This is a genomic window from Uliginosibacterium flavum (genome assembly GCF_040566545.1).
Taxonomy (GTDB): Bacteria; Pseudomonadota; Gammaproteobacteria; order Burkholderiales; family Rhodocyclaceae; genus Uliginosibacterium; species Uliginosibacterium flavum.
In genome coordinates this window covers 24,904-41,121 of sequence record NZ_JBEWZI010000020.1, presented here as the reverse complement: position 1 = coordinate 41,121, position 16,218 = coordinate 24,904, and the positions used below count along the sequence as shown (strand labels likewise).

Genomic DNA, 16,218 nt, shown 5'->3' with positions numbered 1-16,218 from the left:
CGTAACGAGGTGCATCAAACAGACCACACGCAATGCCTATTGGATATAAGCAGTTTTCTCGTAAAACAATAAGATGAACTGCAGTTTATTGATTTCAATGCACTTTGTCAATCCGCCGCAAACCCATACAGGGCGCGAACATTCCAAATGCATACACCCAAGAGCCGCATCAGGACTGACTTTGCGCACTTGTAAATAAAAAAGCCGGAATGCTTGCACATCCCGGCTTACTACAAGCCCATTACATCAAGGACGGCCACCGTTCGGAAACGGCCAGCCCGCTCGCGGATTCAGCGAGGATTTGATGCCAGGCGTTGCGGAGGTGGACGGAACCGGTTTGGGGGCAGGCTCAGGCTCCTTGGGCGCTTCAGCCGCAGCGACAGGCTTGGCTGCTGGTGCTGCAGCAGGAGCCGCCGGCTTGGTCACAGCAGCTTTTGGGGCCACCTTCTTTACTACAGGCTTGGCTGCGACTTTAGTCGGAGCAGCAGGCTTGGCGGCAGCCTTGGGCACAGCCTTCGGAGCTACTTTTTTCGCTACTGGCTTGGCGACAGCTTTCGCCGGAGCAGCCTTCTTCGCCGCCGGCTTGGCCGCGGGTTTAGCCGCAGCCTTCGGCGCTACTTTCTTCGCTGCGGGCTTGGCTGCAGCTTTGGCTGGGACAGCCTTCTTTGCTGCTGGCTTAGCAGCAGGTTTGGCGGCAGCTTTCGGAGCCGCTTTCTTCGCTGCGGGCTTGGCTGCAGCTTTGGCTGGAGCAGCCTTCTTCGCTGCTGGCTTGGCCGCGGGTTTGGCGGCAGCCTTCGGAGCCGCTTTCTTCACTGCGGGCTTGGCGGCAGCTTTTGCTGGAGCAGCCTTCTTCGCTGCTGGCTTGGCCGCGGGTTTAGCGGCAGCCTTCGGAGCCGCTTTCTTCACTGCGGGCTTGGCCGCAGCTTTTGCTGGAGCAGCCTTCTTCGCTGCTGGCTTGGCCGCGGGTTTGGCGGCAGCCTTCGGAGCTACTTTCTTCACTGCGGGTTTGGCCGCAACTTTTGCTGGAGCAGCCTTCTTCGCCGCGGGCTTGGCGGCAGGTTTAGCCGCAGCCTTTAGTGCAGCTTTCTTCACGGCAGGCTTGGCGACGGCTTTAGCCGGAGCAGCCTTCTTTGCCGCCGGCTTGGCGGCAGGTTTGGCCGCAACCTTCGGTGCTGCTTTTTTCACTGCAGGCTTGGCTACGGCTTTGGCCGGAGCTGCTTTTTTCACTACCGGCTTGGCTGCAGCCTTGGGTGCAGCTTTCTTTGCTGCGGGTTTTTTATCTGTTGCCATCTTCACACCTCCTTATTAGCACCGCTCAGGTTGGACACTACACATACGCACCTTCCGCCATACTCCGGTCGAATGGTGTAAAGCCGCGCGATAACGCGGCGTCTTGAAACCGCCTTGCGCACAAAAATGCGTGGCAGGAAATGGGATGGAGATGCGCTTACCGAAAGAATGACGGAGCGCATGGCGAGCACGTAAAACGGGCTCACAAAAAAACGAGGTGGCTTGAAAGCGCAGAAGAGCAATAGGCTCTCCCTGCACGAATCGCCGGGAGACGACAGGGCTGAAATTTGGGACGCGGGGCAAATGTTCGCAGGACACCGGATTCAGTTCGCTTTCAAATGCATAAGCACTAAATACCGTTTAAGCCAAAACAGCAAATGAATCAAGATTTTTTTACATGTTGATTTCATCTGCACAACAATAATATGTCAGATGAAAAAACAATCTTGCCGTAAAAACGCCCTTTAACCCGCACCAACAAAAGCTCTGCAAGGACCACCGTAGCTCAGACAGAGGATTTCATACATGAAAATCGTTTGTCGGAAATTTCATCGCCTGATGCGAAATTCACACCTTGCAGTGCAAAATAATTTGAACGGACTTCGCAAGAAAAGCACTAGATATAGTCGTCCAAACCGCGATTCAGACTAAGTACAGTAGAAAAACCTCAAGCGGCCGGAGCCTCTGCGAGCAAAGAATGTAGCCGAAACCAATCGAAAAACGGGCCGGGATCCGTCTTGCGTCCGGGCGCAATGTCACTATGTCCGAGAATTTCGCACAAAGGAAAATCCACCCGCAGACCTCGTACCAGGCTCGCCAACTGAAGGTACTGCGCGGTCTCGAAGGGCGCGGTATCGCAGCCTTCCAGCTCAATCCCGATGGAAAAATCATTGCAGCGCTCGCGACCCTGCCAACTCGAAACCCCCGCATGCCAGGCACGATCGTTTACGGCAACGAACTGGACAAGTTCGCCGTCACGCCGGATGAAGAAATGCGCAGAAACCCGAAGATGCTGGATCTGCGCGTAATACGGATGCTGTTCGGGATCCAGCCTATTGGTAAAAAGCTGCTCGACGCCGGGACCGCCAAACTGATCCGGCGGCAAGCTGATGGCATGAATGACCAGCAGTTGCGGCGCCTCGCCCTGCGGGCGCGCATCACAATTGGGAGAGGGCACACGGCGTGCCCCTTCGATCCAGCCTGCGGCATCAAGTCGCAGAGCGTCCCGCATCAATCAAGATCCCCAGCTTCCAGCTTGTCGTTCTTGTCACCCTTCATGCCCAGACGCTCCATGCGATAGCGCAAGGAGCGAAAGGTAACGCCCAGCACACGCGCAGCCGCAGTGCGATTCCCTGAGGTTTTACCCAGAGCCTCCACGATGGCCTGACGCTCAACCTGATCCAGATAGTCCTGTAAGGGGCCACCGTTGGCAGAGTCGCCACGACTCGCGGCGCCCTCGCAATCCTGCGGCTCCAGATGCAGATCCTCGACATCAATCGCATCCCCCAGTGACAAGGCCAGGGCACGCTCAAGAATGTTTTCAAGTTCCCGTACATTGCCGGGAAAGCCATAGCCCAGCAAGGCCTTCAGCGCACGCTCCGTCAAGCGAGGCGGACGCAGACCCGCATCCGTCGCCAGACGCGCCAACAAGCTCTCCGCAAGACCGGCAATGTCGTCGCGGCGCTCGCGCAAGGCAGGCATCTTCAGCTCGATCACATTCAAGCGATAGAACAGATCCTGTCTGAATTTGCCTTGTTCGACGCGTTCGCGCAGGTTCTGATGCGTCGCCGAAATGATGCGCACATCGATCGCCTGCTCCTGCGTATCACCCACGCGACGCACGCGCTTTTCCTGAATCACGCGCAGCAGTTTGACCTGCATGGCCAGGGGTAGATCCGCCACTTCATCGAGAAACAAAGTTCCGCCATCGGCCGCCTGAAAGAAGCCGTCGCGATCGGTTTCGGCGCCTGTGAACGCGCCTTTGCGGTAACCGAAGAACTCGCTCTCCATCAGATTTTCCGGGATTGCACCGCAGTTAACCCCGACAAAGGCCTTGTCTGCACGCGGGCCGAGGCCGTGCACCAGACGTGCTGCGCGCTCCTTGCCGCTCCCGGATTCGCCCGAGATATAAACAGGCGCCAAGCTGCGCGCCAAGCGCTCGATCATCGCACGCACCTGCTGCATGGCCGACGAGTCACCGGTGAGTTGCGCGGCCGGCTTACCCTCTTTGAGTTGCGGTTTGGGCACTTCCAGCGCGGACTTCACCAAGGCCCGCAACTGATCAAGCGCCACCGGCTTGGAGAGGTAATCGAAGGCTCCTGCCTTCAGCGCCGTCACCGCGTTATCCATGCTGCCATGTGCGGTAATCACCGCCACCGGCAGATCCGCGCAATGCTCGTTGATGTACTTCACGACATCCAGGCCTTCACCGTCGGGCAGCCGCATATCGGTCAGGCACAAACGATACTGACGTTCGCTGATCAGCTTGATCGCCTCTTTCACCGATCCCGCCGCATCAACACCCAGGCCCATGCGCACCAGCGAGAGTTCAATCAGCTCACGAATATCCTCTTCGTCATCTACCACCAGCACGTCTGCGCCGCGCCCCTTGCGACGTTCCTGACTTTCGCTGCTCATGCAGTTCTCCTGGCCATCAAATGAAACTCTGCGCCACCTGGCGCATCCTGCAAACTCAATTCGGCACCGTTCGCCTCAGCCAGCTCGCGTGCCATGAACAAACCCAAACCAGTGCCCTTGGGATCAGACGTAAAAAAAGGCTCGAATACTTTGGCCCGATCTTCCGCCGGAATGCCGGGGCCATCATCGCGAACGGCGATCTGCACACGATGTTCGTCGATCACGCGTACGCTCAAGCAGATGCTCCCATCCTGCCCGGAGCAATACCGACTGGCATTGCCGATCAGGTTGGCCAGGATCTGATAAAGATGCAGACGATCAAAACAGCCCCTTGCCCCCTCGTCCAGCTCGAGTTGCACCAACTGCGCGATACGCGGATTCGGAATCGAGAATTCGTCCACGAACCCGCGACAGAACTGCGCCAGATCCAGCGGCTCGGATGTCAGGCGATCCCGCTGCCCCAGCTCCAGCACGTCACGCACGATGCGTTCAATACGCGCCGCATTGTCGTGAATGATCCGCACCAGCCGCTCCTGCACGCCCTGCCGCTTCTCTTCGAGCAACAACTCGCTGGCATGAGACACCGAAGACAGCGGATTGCGGATTTCATGCGCAATGTTGGCGGTCAGTCGCCCCAGCGCCGCCAGCTTGATCTGCTGCGCCCGCGCTTGCACCCGATCCATATCCTCCAGAAATAACAGCGTATCCCCAGCGGCGCCAGCTTCGGCAATCGCCACCCGGCGCACGCTCAGGGTCTTGCCGGTCCGTTCCGCGACCATCTGCACACTGTCCGGACTGGATTCAAGCAAGATGCTGCTGGCAAGATCCGGCAAGCTTTCGACGATACGATCACCCGTCTGCAAGGCCACGCCCAGCAACTCACTGGCCCGCGGATTCATCTGGCGCACAGAATTTTCCGCATCCAGCACCACCACGCCATCCTGCATATCCTCGATGATGCGGGCGTTCACGCGCATCTGACGCGCCAGATCAAAGCCTCGCGAATTTGCCAGCGCCTCGTTGGCCAAGGCCCGGCGCGACAGCATTCTGGCCACCACCGCCACGGCAAAGAAACCCACACAAATGATCGCTGCCTGTGAAAAGTCGACCTGACCTTCATTCCCGGTCAAGGTCCGATACAGCTGATCAACCAGCACGGCCATCGTCGCCAGAGACGCCGCGCCCAGCACCATGCGCCCCTGCCCCACCAGGCCGGCACCGGCAATCGAGGTCATCATCAGAAAGGGCATGCCACTGCGAAAGCCGCCGCTGGCATACATGAACAAGGCCAGCATGATGATGTCCAACGCCGTCTGCAGACCCAGGGTACGCTCGCCATAGTGCGGACTACCGGCATGCAGCAGGAAGAAAGAAAACGCCATCACCCAGTAGGCAACCAGAGTGACCAGAAAAACTTCCGGTGCCTTCTGGCCGAAGCTGAAGACCCCGCCAAAAATCGCGAACGCGCTCGCCACGACAATCCGGTACAGATTGAAATAGCGGATCGAAACGGCACGCGCATGACTGGATTCGCCTGACGGCAATGCAGCGAGGCTCATCGGCCACGCTCCGCCAGACGTGCATGTTCGGCCGAGCAATAGAAACCGTCGCCCACAACGACACCTTCGCTCTCCGGCACCAGCACACCGCACTGGGCACATTCGCGCACGGTTTCACTACGCAGAGCATCACGACGCGTTTCGACCGGAGGCGCAGATGAAGAGTCATCAGCATCGCCACGCTGCACCAGTCGGCGCACATACCAGATCGCCAGCAAGGCGAATAGAAACAAGAACAGCTTCTGCATACCGGCTCCACACTATTCAAGCCCGCAGTTTATCCCGGCAAGCATCCGGATCAAGTAGCCTTGCCGCTCCGAATGGGATAATCCTGTCGATTCTTCTCTTGCGATCCCGTCATGCTCTTCGAAACCATCCTCCGTCACGGCCAGCACGTCCGCATTCTCGACCAGACTCGTCTACCGCTCACCTGGCAGTCTGTCACCCTGACATCGCTGGAGGAAATGGCCCACGCCATCCGCAGCATGCAGGTGCGCGGCGCACCACTGATTGGCGCCTCTGCGGCCTATGGCGTGGCGCTGGCGATGCAAGCCGACGCCTCGGATGCCGGCCTCACCCACGCACTTGAAACCCTCGCCGCCACCCGCCCGACCGCCGTCAATCTGCACTGGGCACTGGCACGCATGCAAACGCTGTTGGCACCCTTGGCCCCCGCTGAACGCAGCGCCGCCGCCTGGGCCGAAGCCGACCAGATCCGCATCGAAGACATCGCCGCCAATCAGGCCATCGGCCAACATGGCTTGAGCATCCTGAAAAGCACCCTGCTGGAGAGCCGCACCCAGCGGCCCTTACAGAGCATGACCCACTGTAATGCAGGCGCACTGGCCACCTGCGGATGGGGTACCGCGCTAGCGCCTGTCTATGCGGCTCTTCAGGCAGGCATCGCACAGCACGTATGGGTCAGCGAGACGCGGCCGCGCAATCAGGGCTACCTGACCGCTGCCGAACTCGCTGCCAATCAAGTGCCACACACCCTGATTGCCGACAATGCTGCCGGCCTGCTGCTGCAACAAGGGAAAGTGGACATCGTCATCACCGGCGCGGATCGCATCGCCGCCAATGGCGACACCGCCAACAAGGTCGGCACCTACCTCAAAGCCCTCGCAGCCAGAGAAGCCGGCGTGCCCTTTTACATCGCCGCGCCCTGGTCGACGATTGATCTGGCCTGCCCGAATGGCGCCGCGATTCCGATCGAGGAACGCAGCGCCGAGGAGCTGCGCCTCGCCACCGGCCTGCTCGCCGACGGCGAGATCGCCAGTGTCCGTTGCATCGACGCGACCGAAGCCGTTTGCAACCCGGCTTTCGACATCACGCCAGCAGCATTGATCACTGGCATCATCACCGAACGCGGTGTGTTTGCGCCGGGTGAGCTGGTCTGAAAGCGCGCTGCGCCGACTCGACAACCGAGACGACGCAGTCAAGGCTTGGCAACAGGATTCATGCAACCGTCGACAGACTGCTCTGGCTTGATGCCTGGTCAAAGGCGCTATAGGACTGCGCCAGCTGCATGATTTTCATCATCACAGCGAACTCGCTGTTGCTATCCGATGAACTGCTGGCGCTGCTGGAATCACTCGAAGCACTAGCGTTGGCAGCCGTCGTGGAGGATGTGCTGCTGGTTTGGTCATAGGCCATCACCTCTTTCATACTGACCTTGCCATCGCTGTCCGTGTCGGCCTTGTCAAAGTTGGCGACGATGTTCGAAATCAGGCTGGAACGCTTGCTGTCGCTACTGCCTATTTCAGTGAGCTGGCTGCTCAACTCGTCCTGCGTGAAGCCCGCATCATCCCGCCCGCCGCTGCCCGAGGGCGGTGGCGGCGGTGGCATGCCGCCCGCTCCGCCCGGGCCACCCTGCCCGCCCATGGCGTCGCTCATGCGCATGCTACCCAACTGGCTATCGAGCTGATCGGCGAGTTTCTGCATGCTCGTCGTCATCTCGCTCTGAGTCACCTTGCCATCGCTATCGCCGTCCAGACTGGCGAACACCTCATCGACGCTGGAGCTGCTGGCTGAACCGATCTTCGAAATCTTGTCGAAGGCACTCTGCAGATCGGTCTTCTCGATGAAACCCTGGCTCTTGGTATCCAGCCTGGTAAACAGCGTACTGGCCAGACTGCTGATGCTACTGATACTGCTCATGATGGACTCCTGTTCTTGCGTGGTTGAACACTCTTGAGCCGCCCCTGGCGGGCCGACTCAACATCTCCGCGCCCAACCTTTCGCCTGCGGAGATGATGAAAGGTTGGGCGACATTCCCTTTGCAAGTTATCGGCCCACGCAGTACCGGCTTGGGCCGGATTGGCGTTAAAGCGGTTAAAAACTCCTCAAGAAATCAGCCATCTACGTGCACTTTCTGGTTTTTCGCGTCGCGCATCGAGACCACAACGGCAATAATTTCCGGGCGGCAAAATTGAACAGCCCAAGGCGTTTCAGGGTCGATCAGAAGCTCACGGCAAGCCTTGCCGTAAAAAAGCCCGCCCTGTTTTACAACAGGGCGGGCGAAAGACAAGCCTCGGGGAGGTTTTCTGTCGGAGGAGCAACAGAGGCAAGACTTGTCGGCGTTCGATCAGGGACGTGGCGGCGGGCGGCTTCCTTCCTCCGGCGGCAAACGACGCTGCTCAGGCGTGAGCAGTGCGAAAATCCGCGCCGTGCTGCTGGCATGCAGATAGGCGATCTCACCCTGCGCTTTGCCAGCAGCCTCCGCCAGTACGCGCGCTCGGGCTGCATCAAAATTCGACGCGAGGCTCAGCACATGCAACTCGGCGTCCGCACGCTGCGCCGTTTTCGTCGCCTCATAGAGGGCAGCGGACTGCTCATGCATGATCTGGAAGACCTTATCCTGCTGCGCCTCGCTGAGTTTCACGCCGCGCAATTCGGGCGGTATCGGCAGGCCCGGGGGCGGTCCGCGATGCGCCCCTGCGGGCGGAGCACCGGCCGGCAGGGGCGGCGGCGGGGTCTGGGCACTGGCAATCAGTGGCAGCAGCACCAGAGCCAGCAAAGCGTGACGAAGAACGAAGGATGACGACATACTGAAGAACTCCTGTGGACGCGGGTTTCAGGGCTTGCCTCATGCAGCGCAAGCAGTGACGCCATTCTTCAGCCGAGCACTGTAAAACGCCTTCAAGCCGGCGTAAAAGCCGATCAAAGCGTGGCCACACGCAGGTAAAAATCGTTAAAACCGCTCAGGCGGACAGGGCGCGTAGCGTACAGCTCGACTATCCTGCAGGACACTTCAGGAGGAATGCACATGGCCAGGGTTTTGCTGGTAGACGACGACGCCGAACTGGTCGAGATGATGGCGGACTATCTGGGCCGCGAAGGCTTTCAGGTGGAAACCGCCAGCGACGGCGAGCAAGGCCTGATCCGCGCGCTGAGTGGCGAATTCGCGATTGCCGTGCTCGATGTGATGATGCCGCAGATGAGTGGCATCGAAGTCCTCAACCAGATCCGCAAGCGCAGCCGCATGCCGGTGCTGATGCTCACCGCACGCGGCGACGACATCGACCGCATCGTCGGTCTGGAACAAGGCGCCGACGACTACGTGGCCAAGCCCTGCACCGCGCGCGAAATCTCGGCGCGCATTCGTGCCATCCTGCGACGCTCCGGCGCGCTGGACGACGACACCTGCCAGCCGGTCAGCGCCGGAGCCCTGTCGATGTGGCCCGAGCAACGCCGCGCGCAGTGGCAAGGGGCGCCACTGGAGTTGACCAGCACCGAATTCAATCTGCTCGAAGTCCTCGCGCGCAACGCAGGACGCACCGTCACCAAGGCCGAACTTTCGGAACAAGGTCTGGGCCGCCCGCTGCAGAAATTCGACCGCAGCATCGAAGTGCATCTGTCGAAGATCCGCGAAAAACTCGGCCTGCTCGCCGATGGCCGCTCCAGCATCCAGACGATCTTCCGTCAGGGTTACCAGTTCATCAAGGCAGGAAGCTGAGCACGCATGAGCCGCCTGTTCTGGAAGATCTTCGCCGTCATCCTCGTTGCTCAACTGGTCACTACCAACGTCGTCGGCACTCTGTTCTGGCTGAACGACCCGCACCGCGATTTCCGCCCGGCGCCAGGCGATGCGCGCTGGACCGAACGCGACCCGCCCCCCGGCAACACCGGCAGGCCAAACAGCCCCGGCCAGGCGCAGATGCGCCCGCCACCGTTCGATGGTGGCCCGCCCTTTCCCGGCCCACGAGTTTTCCCTTGGCTGCCAATTACCGTTGGCGGCGTAGCCAGCCTGATTTTCGCGGCCCTGCTGGCGCGCTATCTGTCACGCCCGATCATGGCCCTGCGCAAAGCTTTCGCGGCCGTCGCCCAAGGTGATTTCGACATCCACCCGAGCGCCGAAATCGGCCGGCGCAGCGACGAACTGGCCGAACTGGGTCACGACTTTGAAGACACCGCGCGCCAGCTCAAGAGCCTGATGGATAGCCAGCGTCGCCTGCTGCATGACGTGTCGCACGAAGTGCGCTCGCCGCTGGCACGCATGCAACTGGCCATCGACATCGCCCGCCAGCAGCCCGAAAAGACCGAAGCCAGCATGCAGCGCGTCGAGCGCGAATCCGGCCGCATCGACCGACTGGTGGAAGAATTGCTGACCCTCTCGCGCCTGGAAGCCCGCTCCTGCGGCGCGCTGGATGAATCCGTCGACATGCTCGATCTGGTCGAAGCCATTGTCGAGGACGCGCGCTTCGAGGCCAGCACCAGCCAGCGCAAGCTTGAATTCGTGGCGAGCTGCGAGGCGCTGGTGCAGGGCCGCGCCGATCTGCTGCACCGGGCCGTCGAAAACGTCGTGCGCAACGCCCTGCGCCACACCTTCGAGGGCAGCACCGTACACGTCAGCCTGCATGCCGAAGGCAAAACCCTGCGCATCGACGTGGAAGACGATGGCCCCGGCCTGCCGGAAGCCGCACTGGGCGCTATTTTCGAACCCTTCGTGCGCTTTCGCGAAGATCGCGGCAACGACGGCTACGGCCTCGGTCTGGCGATTACCCGCCAAACCATCGAAGCCCACGGCGGCAGCGTACGTGCAGTCAATCGTGAGCACGGAGGCCTGCGCTTCGAACTGCGCCTGCCGGCCGGTTTTCTGCACGGCAGCACCTGAAAAGCCGCACTGCGCGGACCTCTTCAGACATAGCACCCGGGAATCCCCGCTCAGAAAGGCGCTCCAGACATCCGGCCTGTACAGCCTTACCGGGTGCGGCTCTACAGGCATTGCTGCAACAGGACCTCAAACCGCCGCTCTTACCCCGAGATTACCTGGCGGCGTATTGATGATCGCCATTCGCCGTATGTACTGGGTCCAGCACTGCAATCCATAGGCAAAACCAATACCCCTAATGGCGCATTGGAATTCCACCTGCTTTGGATGATCCAGAACGGTTTTCTTGTTCCAGCTGGCGTGCCAAGGAGCGCTCTCGGTCGATTCTGCGCTGGGCTTCGGAGGCTTCCTGCCGGCGTTGAGATTCCACTTGGCGCTGCCTGTACTCTTCTTGCTGACGAGCACGCTCATCTTCCCGCTGAGATTGGCGTGCAGCATTTGCCAGGTCGCGGTTGATACGATCACTATCACGTGAAAGCTCGCTCCGTTGCCGTGCGGCTTCGTACTCCTGGCGTTTTTCTTCCGCCATGGCGGCACGCGCGCGCTGAAGTTCAGACTGAGCTTCCTGATCTTTTTCGAGTTGCGCGGCTTGCTCCAACTGCAGCCTCTGGGCTTCTGCAACGAGCCGAAGTTTCTCGGTTTCAATCTTGTGCTGAGCAGAAAAATAGAACGCGGCACCGCCTGCCAAGATCACGACCAGAACCCATTTCCAGATGTTGCTGGGCTGCGAATAATCCGCATCCGCATACACGACAGTCGGTCCCGATGTACGGTTAGCCGTCAACTTTGCATCGTATCTATCACGCGTTTCTTGCCGGGACAAAGTGAGGTAAGCATCCTTGATCAAGTTGAACTGTGTCGTGGCATCCAGCTGCCCTGAGTTCAACTTCCCTTCCAGATATTTGTTCTTCAGTCTTTCATACGCGGCATGAATGGCATCAAGAGAGGCTTGCGGGCTGACTTCAAGCAGATCGTAGAGTGTTTGCGTTTTGGCCATGCTGTGTAGTCTTGTGGTCAAGAGGTTGTTTTGTGACGACCCGGGAGGGAGCATTCAACTGAAAAACGCACGCGCGTACATTGAACGATCTCAGCTGTTATACCAAGCCCACGTGCCGATCCGGCCCAATAAGGTACACGATTTTTAGGCACGAGGTTTGATCACTCAATCACGCGCTGCCACAGCGGAAGAAATGATCCGCTTGGCCAGGATAAAGATCTGCTGTCACGGCGTGAGATCATGGTGAGGCCTTCAACAGGCACAAGACAAGTTGGCAATATTGACTACCCGCAGAGCCTAACCCCGCCAGCCTGATCAGGCTGGCTGAAGATACCTGCTGTGCGAGGCTCTTCGGACCATGCCTTTGCAAAGATCAGCACATCAACCCGGCCTCACCCGCCGCAGTTGCCCGCGCAAATCGTCCACTTCCTCCAGCAGATCGGCTACCAGCGCGGCCAGCTCGGGGCCAGCGTCGAAATCGCGTTCCAGCTGGCGCATGCGCTGGGCGCGGTGCAGGCAGGCGCTGGAGAATCGCCAGATGCCGGCCAGGCATTCGACGCGCGGAAAGAGGCCTTCTTCGATATGCAGGATCAGCCAGTCCGGTTCCACGCTGCAGGCGGCAGCGACCTGTTCCAGCGTGAGCCAGGAATCGTCAAGCAGACTGCCGATCAGGATGTCGCCAATTTCGTCATCACGCATGCTCATTCCTTCCCGTCTTGACGCGGATCGAAAGCCAGATCGCGCGCCATGTCTTCGTAGATTTTTTTCGCCTGCGGGGTGTCGGTGGGTGGCAACACGACCTGGATGTCGAGCAGCAGATCCCCCGGCGGACTGGCGGGAATGCCCTTGCCCCGCACACGCAACTGACGGCCACTTTGCGTACCAGCGGGGATGCGCACTTTCAGTTCGCTGCCCGGCAGATGCACGCTGACCACGGCACCCAACGCAGCCTCCCAAGGCGTAACGGGCAGCGTCAGGTGCAACTCACGGCCTTCGACGCGCAAGCGAGCATGCGGCTTGAAATGCACCTCCAGCAGCAGATCGCCGGCTGCGCCACCACCCACGCCCGGCTCGCCCTGCCCGGCGAGGCGAATGACCTGACCCTCATGCACGCCTTGCGGAATCTTGACGTTCAGCGTGCGAGTGACAAGCTGAACGCGGCCGTGTTCATCCTGCCGCGGCACGCGCAGGGAGATCTGGCGCGTTGCGCCGGTAAACGTATCGCCCAGATCCAGTACGACCTTGGCATGGTGATCCTCGCCACGCGCCTTGCCGCCATGCCGGTGATGGGCGCCACGGGAGCCCGCCCCCATGTGGCCAAACAGCTCGGCAAAGAAATCGCTGTAATCGGCGCCCTCGCCCGAAGAGAAACCGCGACTGGAGAATTCAAAACCTTCATCCCAGCCCGGTGGCGGGCGGAATTCCTGTCCCGGCGGTGGGGCGCTGCCAAGCTGGTCGTAGGCCGCGCGTTTCTCGACATCCGAGAGCACGGTATTGGCCTCGTTGATTTCCTGCATGCGCTGCTCGGAGTCCGGCTCCTTGGAGACATCCGGATGGTATTTGCGCGCTAGCTTGCGGAAGGCCTTCTTGATCTCTTCAGCAGACGCCGTGCGGCTCACGCCCAGCGTCTGGTAGTAATCCTTGAATTCCACGTAGAGTCTCCCCTTCTTCAGCTAAACCTAGGTCAGAAGCATGGCCTTTTTAGCAGGCATACCCTTTGGGCAAGCTTGCCTGCGCGGACGTTAAGGCTTGGCCGTGCACAGCACAGTGCGCTAGTACACACAGGCTCCTGAAAAAAGGAACGCTGCGCACCGGGGGAACCTCGCCGCACTTGCCTTGTCCATGCAACAGACGCCAGAATGAGCGTCGCCTCAAACCCGCATGGAGAATCCTCGAATGGATCGCACCCTGAATACTGGCTCGCTGGATCTGGCGCAAAGCCGCAACAAGGTTCTGCGCAACACCTACAACCTGCTGGCCCTGTCGATGCTGCCTACCGCACTGGGCGCCTGGCTGGGCATGGAATTGCATATTGCCGGCATGCTGCGCGGCAGCCCGCTGATGGGCACGTTGATCATGCTGGGCGTGATGTTTGGCCTGATGTTCGCCGTCCAGCGTTTCCGTGACAGCAGTACGGGCGTCTTCCTGTTGCTGGGCTTCACCTTTGTGATGGGCTTGATGCTGTCGGTGACTCTGGAGCGCACTCTACGTTTCTCCAACGGCGGCACCCTGATCGCGATGGCGGCAGGCGGCACAACGGTGATTTTCTTGGCCATGTCGGCTCTGGCTTCATCGATCAAACGCGACCTGTCGGGGATGGGGAAATTCCTGTTCATCGGCACCCTGCTGGTGATCGTGGCCAGCATCGCCAACATCTTTTTCCAGTTGCCGGCCCTGCAGTTGGCGCTCTCCGTCGTGGTCTGCGGCCTGTTTTCGGCCTGGTTGATGTATGACCTGAACCGCATCATCACTGGCGGCGAAACCAACTACGTCACGGCCACCTTGGCCGTGTATCTGGATCTGTACAACATCTTCGTCAGCCTGCTGCAGATCCTCGGCATCTTCGGCGGCGAACGCGACTGAATAAACGTCTCGCCACACAGCAAAACGCCCGCAGTTGCGGGCGTTTTCCATTGCTCATTACAAACTCAGACGCGCTCGAACAGCGCGATCGACTCTACATGTGAAGTCTGCGGAAACATGTTGGCCACGCCGGCACTACACAAGCGGTAGCCCTTTTCCTTGATCAGGATTGCCGCATCACGCGCCAGCGTAGCCGGGTTGCACGAGACATACACAATCCGGCGCGGCGCCTGTTTGCCAAGCGCATTGCACACAGCCATCGCCCCGTCGCGCGGAGGATCGATCAGCAGCTTGTCGAGCGGACCGAGCTTGGCCAGACTCTTTTCAGTAGCCTCAAACAGATTGGCGACGCGGAATTCACTGCACTCGCTCAAACCATTCAACGCCGCGTTTTCACTGGCGCGTTGCGTCAACGACGCCAGCCCTTCTACGCCAACGACCATCGCGCCGCGCGCCGCAATCGGCAGGCTGAAATTACCCAGACCACAGAACAGATCCGCAATCCGCTCGCCGGACTGTGGGTCCAGCAACTGCATGGCACGCCGGATCAGCAAACGATTGATGTGCACATTCACCTGAGTGAAGTCGGTCGGACGAAAACGCAGACTCAACCCGAACTCGGGCAAGGTGTAATGCAGATACGCCTCCTCGCCCTTGCGTACCGGATGAGCCGTCTCCGGTCCACCCGGCTGCAACCACATGCGCAGCCCGTGCGTCGCACCAAAAGCCAGCAAGCTCGCCTCATCCTGCGCCGTCAGTGACGTCTGGTTGCGCAACATCAGCACCGAATGGTCGCTGCCTGCGCAAACATCAATCTGCGAAATCCGGTCTGGCACCGACAAACCGGCAATCAGGGCACGCAAAGGCAAGAGCAGTGCCGAGATGTGCCGGGGCAAGACTTCGCAACTACTCATGTCGGCAATGAAACTGCTTTTTTTCTCGTGAAAACCGACCAGTACCGCGCCAGTCTCGGGCACAACACGCACGCCAATACGCGCACGATCCCGATAGCCCCAGGCCGGGCCGTAAATGGGCGGCAGCACCACATCCGGCTTGACCCGCGCGATGTGCCAGAACGCGTTTTCCATCACCCGCTGCTTGGCCGCCACCTGGGCGCTGACCTCCAGATGCTGCATGCTGCAGCCGCCGCACACGCCGAAAAACTCGCAGCGCGGCGTCACGCGCAGTGCGCTCGGCTTGAAGATCTGCACGCAAGTCGCCTGTTCGAAATTGCGTTTCTTGCGATAACTTGAATATTCGACCTGCTCGCCCGGCAAGGCGCCTTCAATGAAAATGGCCTTACCTTCGTCATGCGCAACGCCACGCCCTTCGTGATCCAGCGATTCAACCAGCGCAAACGGCATGAGCAGCCCCGAAATCAAGGAAAAGGGGGCGATTGTAGCGGCCGGCCGGTGATTTACAAGCGTTGTTCAGCACAAACACTCGGCGAATCAAATAGATGGAATTCACCTTCACAAACACCGCATAAAACCCATATTCCCTTACGGGCAGCCCCCGCTTCGGGCAACTACCTATTGCAGCACCAGTCTCAGCATCACTTCTTTGCACCAAACTGTTCCCTTTTTGCTTTCCCGGTTGTTATAATCCTGCAATCGGCCAAATGGTCGATTTCAGCTATTTGGCTCGTCCGAACTCATATTTTCGCAAGGGAACTAACAATGAAACAATCACTCCTCATCGCCGCTTTGATCGCTCTGGCCGTGTCCGCTTGTGGCAAGAAGGAAGAAGCCGCTGTTGCCGTTGAAGCCTCCGCTCCTGCTGTTGAAGCGTCTGCTGTTGTTGAAGCGTCCGCTCCGGCTGCTGACATGTCCGCTCCGGTTGAGGCTTCGGCTCCGGCTGCTGACGCATCTGCTGCCAAGTAATTCGGCGCGTTGCATTGAAAAGCCGACCTGCGGGTCGGCTTTTTTTCGTCCATATCCTTCGTCCATATCCCGCCCACTCGCAGACAAGTTGTCAGGCAAAGCACCCTGCATCGCAACACTTTTGAGCCAGATCAAATCCTGAAAAGCCCATAAAAA

The 16,218-nt window shown here is 59.6% G+C and carries 17 protein-coding genes; 5 read left to right on the top strand and 12 right to left on the bottom strand.

Annotated features, from left to right (window positions below):
* Window positions 1-246: 246 nt before the first annotated feature.
* From ABXR19_RS15900 to ABXR19_RS15880, 5 genes are all read right to left on the bottom strand, one after another.
* On the bottom strand, window positions 247-1,290 hold the full coding sequence (locus tag ABXR19_RS15900) for a hypothetical protein (protein WP_354602131.1): 1,044 nt from the start codon (window positions 1,288-1,290) through the stop codon (window positions 247-249).
* 667 nt (window positions 1,291-1,957) lie between these two features.
* Window positions 1,958-2,521: a 1,6-anhydro-N-acetylmuramyl-L-alanine amidase AmpD gene (ampD, locus tag ABXR19_RS15895; protein ID WP_354602130.1), complete on the bottom strand. Its 564-nt coding sequence runs from the start codon at window positions 2,519-2,521 to the stop codon at window positions 1,958-1,960.
* Window positions 2,521-3,927 (bottom strand): sigma-54-dependent transcriptional regulator, encoded by a 1,407-nt coding sequence (locus ABXR19_RS15890; RefSeq protein ID WP_354602129.1) that lies wholly within the window; start codon window positions 3,925-3,927, stop codon window positions 2,521-2,523. Before ABXR19_RS15890 ends, ampD begins: the two co-directional genes overlap by 1 nt.
* Window positions 3,924-5,486, bottom strand: a complete 1,563-nt coding sequence (locus tag ABXR19_RS15885) for a sensor histidine kinase (protein WP_354602128.1) — start codon at window positions 5,484-5,486, stop codon at window positions 3,924-3,926. Before ABXR19_RS15885 ends, ABXR19_RS15890 begins: the two co-directional genes overlap by 4 nt.
* Window positions 5,483-5,734, bottom strand: a complete 252-nt coding sequence (locus ABXR19_RS15880; RefSeq protein WP_354602127.1) for a PP0621 family protein — start codon at window positions 5,732-5,734, stop codon at window positions 5,483-5,485. Before ABXR19_RS15880 ends, ABXR19_RS15885 begins: the two co-directional genes overlap by 4 nt.
* A gap of 111 nt (window positions 5,735-5,845) precedes the next feature.
* Between ABXR19_RS15880 and mtnA the strand changes: the two genes are divergently transcribed.
* Window positions 5,846-6,886 carry an S-methyl-5-thioribose-1-phosphate isomerase gene (mtnA, locus tag ABXR19_RS15875; protein ID WP_354602126.1) on the top strand — a complete coding sequence of 347 codons (1,041 nt, stop codon included), beginning with the start codon at window positions 5,846-5,848 and terminating at the stop codon, window positions 6,884-6,886.
* Between the two features lie 58 nt (window positions 6,887-6,944).
* Here the strand turns inward: mtnA and ABXR19_RS15870 are convergent, their stop codons facing one another.
* The 3 genes from ABXR19_RS15870 to ABXR19_RS15860 all read right to left on the bottom strand — a co-directional run bounded on the left by ABXR19_RS15870 (window position 6,945) and on the right by ABXR19_RS15860 (window position 8,535).
* The gene (locus ABXR19_RS15870) at window positions 6,945-7,646 is read right to left on the bottom strand and encodes an EF-hand domain-containing protein (RefSeq protein WP_354602125.1); all 702 of its coding nucleotides are present in this window, start codon (window positions 7,644-7,646) and stop codon (window positions 6,945-6,947) included.
* Between the two features lie 193 nt (window positions 7,647-7,839).
* Window positions 7,840-8,016 (bottom strand): hypothetical protein, encoded by a 177-nt coding sequence (locus tag ABXR19_RS15865; RefSeq protein ID WP_354602124.1) that lies wholly within the window; start codon window positions 8,014-8,016, stop codon window positions 7,840-7,842.
* A gap of 57 nt (window positions 8,017-8,073) precedes the next feature.
* Complete coding sequence (locus tag ABXR19_RS15860; RefSeq protein WP_354602123.1) at window positions 8,074-8,535, bottom strand: Spy/CpxP family protein refolding chaperone; 462 nt, start codon at window positions 8,533-8,535, stop codon at window positions 8,074-8,076.
* Between the two features lie 219 nt (window positions 8,536-8,754).
* Here ABXR19_RS15860 and ABXR19_RS15855 point away from each other — a divergent pair, with 219 nt between their 5' ends.
* Entirely contained in the window at window positions 8,755-9,444 is a 690-nt protein-coding gene (locus ABXR19_RS15855; protein ID WP_354602122.1) for a response regulator transcription factor, read from the top strand.
* 6 nt (window positions 9,445-9,450) lie between these two features.
* Window positions 9,451-10,602 (top strand): ATP-binding protein, encoded by a 1,152-nt coding sequence (locus ABXR19_RS15850; RefSeq protein ID WP_354602121.1) that lies wholly within the window; start codon window positions 9,451-9,453, stop codon window positions 10,600-10,602.
* Between the two features lie 232 nt (window positions 10,603-10,834).
* On the opposite strand, the gene ABXR19_RS15845 is transcribed toward ABXR19_RS15850, so the two are convergent.
* The 3 genes from ABXR19_RS15845 to ABXR19_RS15835 all read right to left on the bottom strand — a co-directional run bounded on the left by ABXR19_RS15845 (window position 10,835) and on the right by ABXR19_RS15835 (window position 13,248).
* Window positions 10,835-11,596 carry a J domain-containing protein gene (locus ABXR19_RS15845; RefSeq protein WP_354602120.1) on the bottom strand — a complete coding sequence of 254 codons (762 nt, stop codon included), beginning with the start codon at window positions 11,594-11,596 and terminating at the stop codon, window positions 10,835-10,837.
* 381 nt (window positions 11,597-11,977) lie between these two features.
* Window positions 11,978-12,295: a chaperone modulator CbpM gene (locus ABXR19_RS15840; protein ID WP_354602119.1), complete on the bottom strand. Its 318-nt coding sequence runs from the start codon at window positions 12,293-12,295 to the stop codon at window positions 11,978-11,980.
* Window positions 12,296-12,297: 2 nt separating this feature from the next.
* Window positions 12,298-13,248, bottom strand: a complete 951-nt coding sequence (locus tag ABXR19_RS15835; protein WP_354602118.1) for a DnaJ C-terminal domain-containing protein — start codon at window positions 13,246-13,248, stop codon at window positions 12,298-12,300.
* 244 nt (window positions 13,249-13,492) lie between these two features.
* Between ABXR19_RS15835 and ABXR19_RS15830 the strand changes: the two genes are divergently transcribed.
* Complete coding sequence (locus ABXR19_RS15830; protein ID WP_354602117.1) at window positions 13,493-14,179, top strand: Bax inhibitor-1/YccA family protein; 687 nt, start codon at window positions 13,493-13,495, stop codon at window positions 14,177-14,179.
* 65 nt (window positions 14,180-14,244) lie between these two features.
* On the opposite strand, the gene rlmD is transcribed toward ABXR19_RS15830, so the two are convergent.
* Entirely contained in the window at window positions 14,245-15,543 is a 1,299-nt protein-coding gene (gene rlmD, locus ABXR19_RS15825; protein ID WP_354602116.1) for a 23S rRNA (uracil(1939)-C(5))-methyltransferase RlmD, read from the bottom strand.
* Window positions 15,544-15,591: 48 nt separating this feature from the next.
* On the opposite strand from rlmD, the gene ABXR19_RS15820 reads away from it, so the two are divergent.
* Entirely contained in the window at window positions 15,592-16,062 is a 471-nt protein-coding gene (locus ABXR19_RS15820) for a hypothetical protein (RefSeq protein WP_354602115.1), read from the top strand.
* Window positions 16,063-16,218: the final 156 nt, after the last annotated feature.

Bases quoted from the DNA above. Each gene is read 5' to 3' on its own strand.
- ABXR19_RS15870 (WP_354602125.1), bottom strand. From the start codon at position 7,646: ATGAGCAGTATCAGTAGCATCAGCAGTCTGGCCAGTACGCTGTTTACC.
- ampD (WP_354602130.1), bottom strand. From the start codon at position 2,521: ATGCGGGACGCTCTGCGACTTGATGCCGCAGGCTGGATCGAAGGGGCA.
- ABXR19_RS15880 (WP_354602127.1), bottom strand. From the start codon at position 5,734: ATGCAGAAGCTGTTCTTGTTTCTATTCGCCTTGCTGGCGATCTGGTAT.
- mtnA (WP_354602126.1), top strand. From the start codon at position 5,846: ATGCTCTTCGAAACCATCCTCCGTCACGGCCAGCACGTCCGCATTCTC.
- ABXR19_RS15845 (WP_354602120.1), bottom strand. From the start codon at position 11,596: ATGGCCAAAACGCAAACACTCTACGATCTGCTTGAAGTCAGCCCGCAA.
- ABXR19_RS15890 (WP_354602129.1), bottom strand. From the start codon at position 3,927: ATGAGCAGCGAAAGTCAGGAACGTCGCAAGGGGCGCGGCGCAGACGTG.
- ABXR19_RS15900 (WP_354602131.1), bottom strand. From the start codon at position 1,290: ATGGCAACAGATAAAAAACCCGCAGCAAAGAAAGCTGCACCCAAGGCT.
- ABXR19_RS15840 (WP_354602119.1), bottom strand. From the start codon at position 12,295: ATGCGTGATGACGAAATTGGCGACATCCTGATCGGCAGTCTGCTTGAC.
- ABXR19_RS15830 (WP_354602117.1), top strand. From the start codon at position 13,493: ATGGATCGCACCCTGAATACTGGCTCGCTGGATCTGGCGCAAAGCCGC.
- rlmD (WP_354602116.1), bottom strand. From the start codon at position 15,543: ATGCCGTTTGCGCTGGTTGAATCGCTGGATCACGAAGGGCGTGGCGTT.
- ABXR19_RS15860 (WP_354602123.1), bottom strand. From the start codon at position 8,535: ATGTCGTCATCCTTCGTTCTTCGTCACGCTTTGCTGGCTCTGGTGCTG.
- ABXR19_RS15855 (WP_354602122.1), top strand. From the start codon at position 8,755: ATGGCCAGGGTTTTGCTGGTAGACGACGACGCCGAACTGGTCGAGATG.
- ABXR19_RS15885 (WP_354602128.1), bottom strand. From the start codon at position 5,486: ATGAGCCTCGCTGCATTGCCGTCAGGCGAATCCAGTCATGCGCGTGCC.
- ABXR19_RS15850 (WP_354602121.1), top strand. From the start codon at position 9,451: ATGAGCCGCCTGTTCTGGAAGATCTTCGCCGTCATCCTCGTTGCTCAA.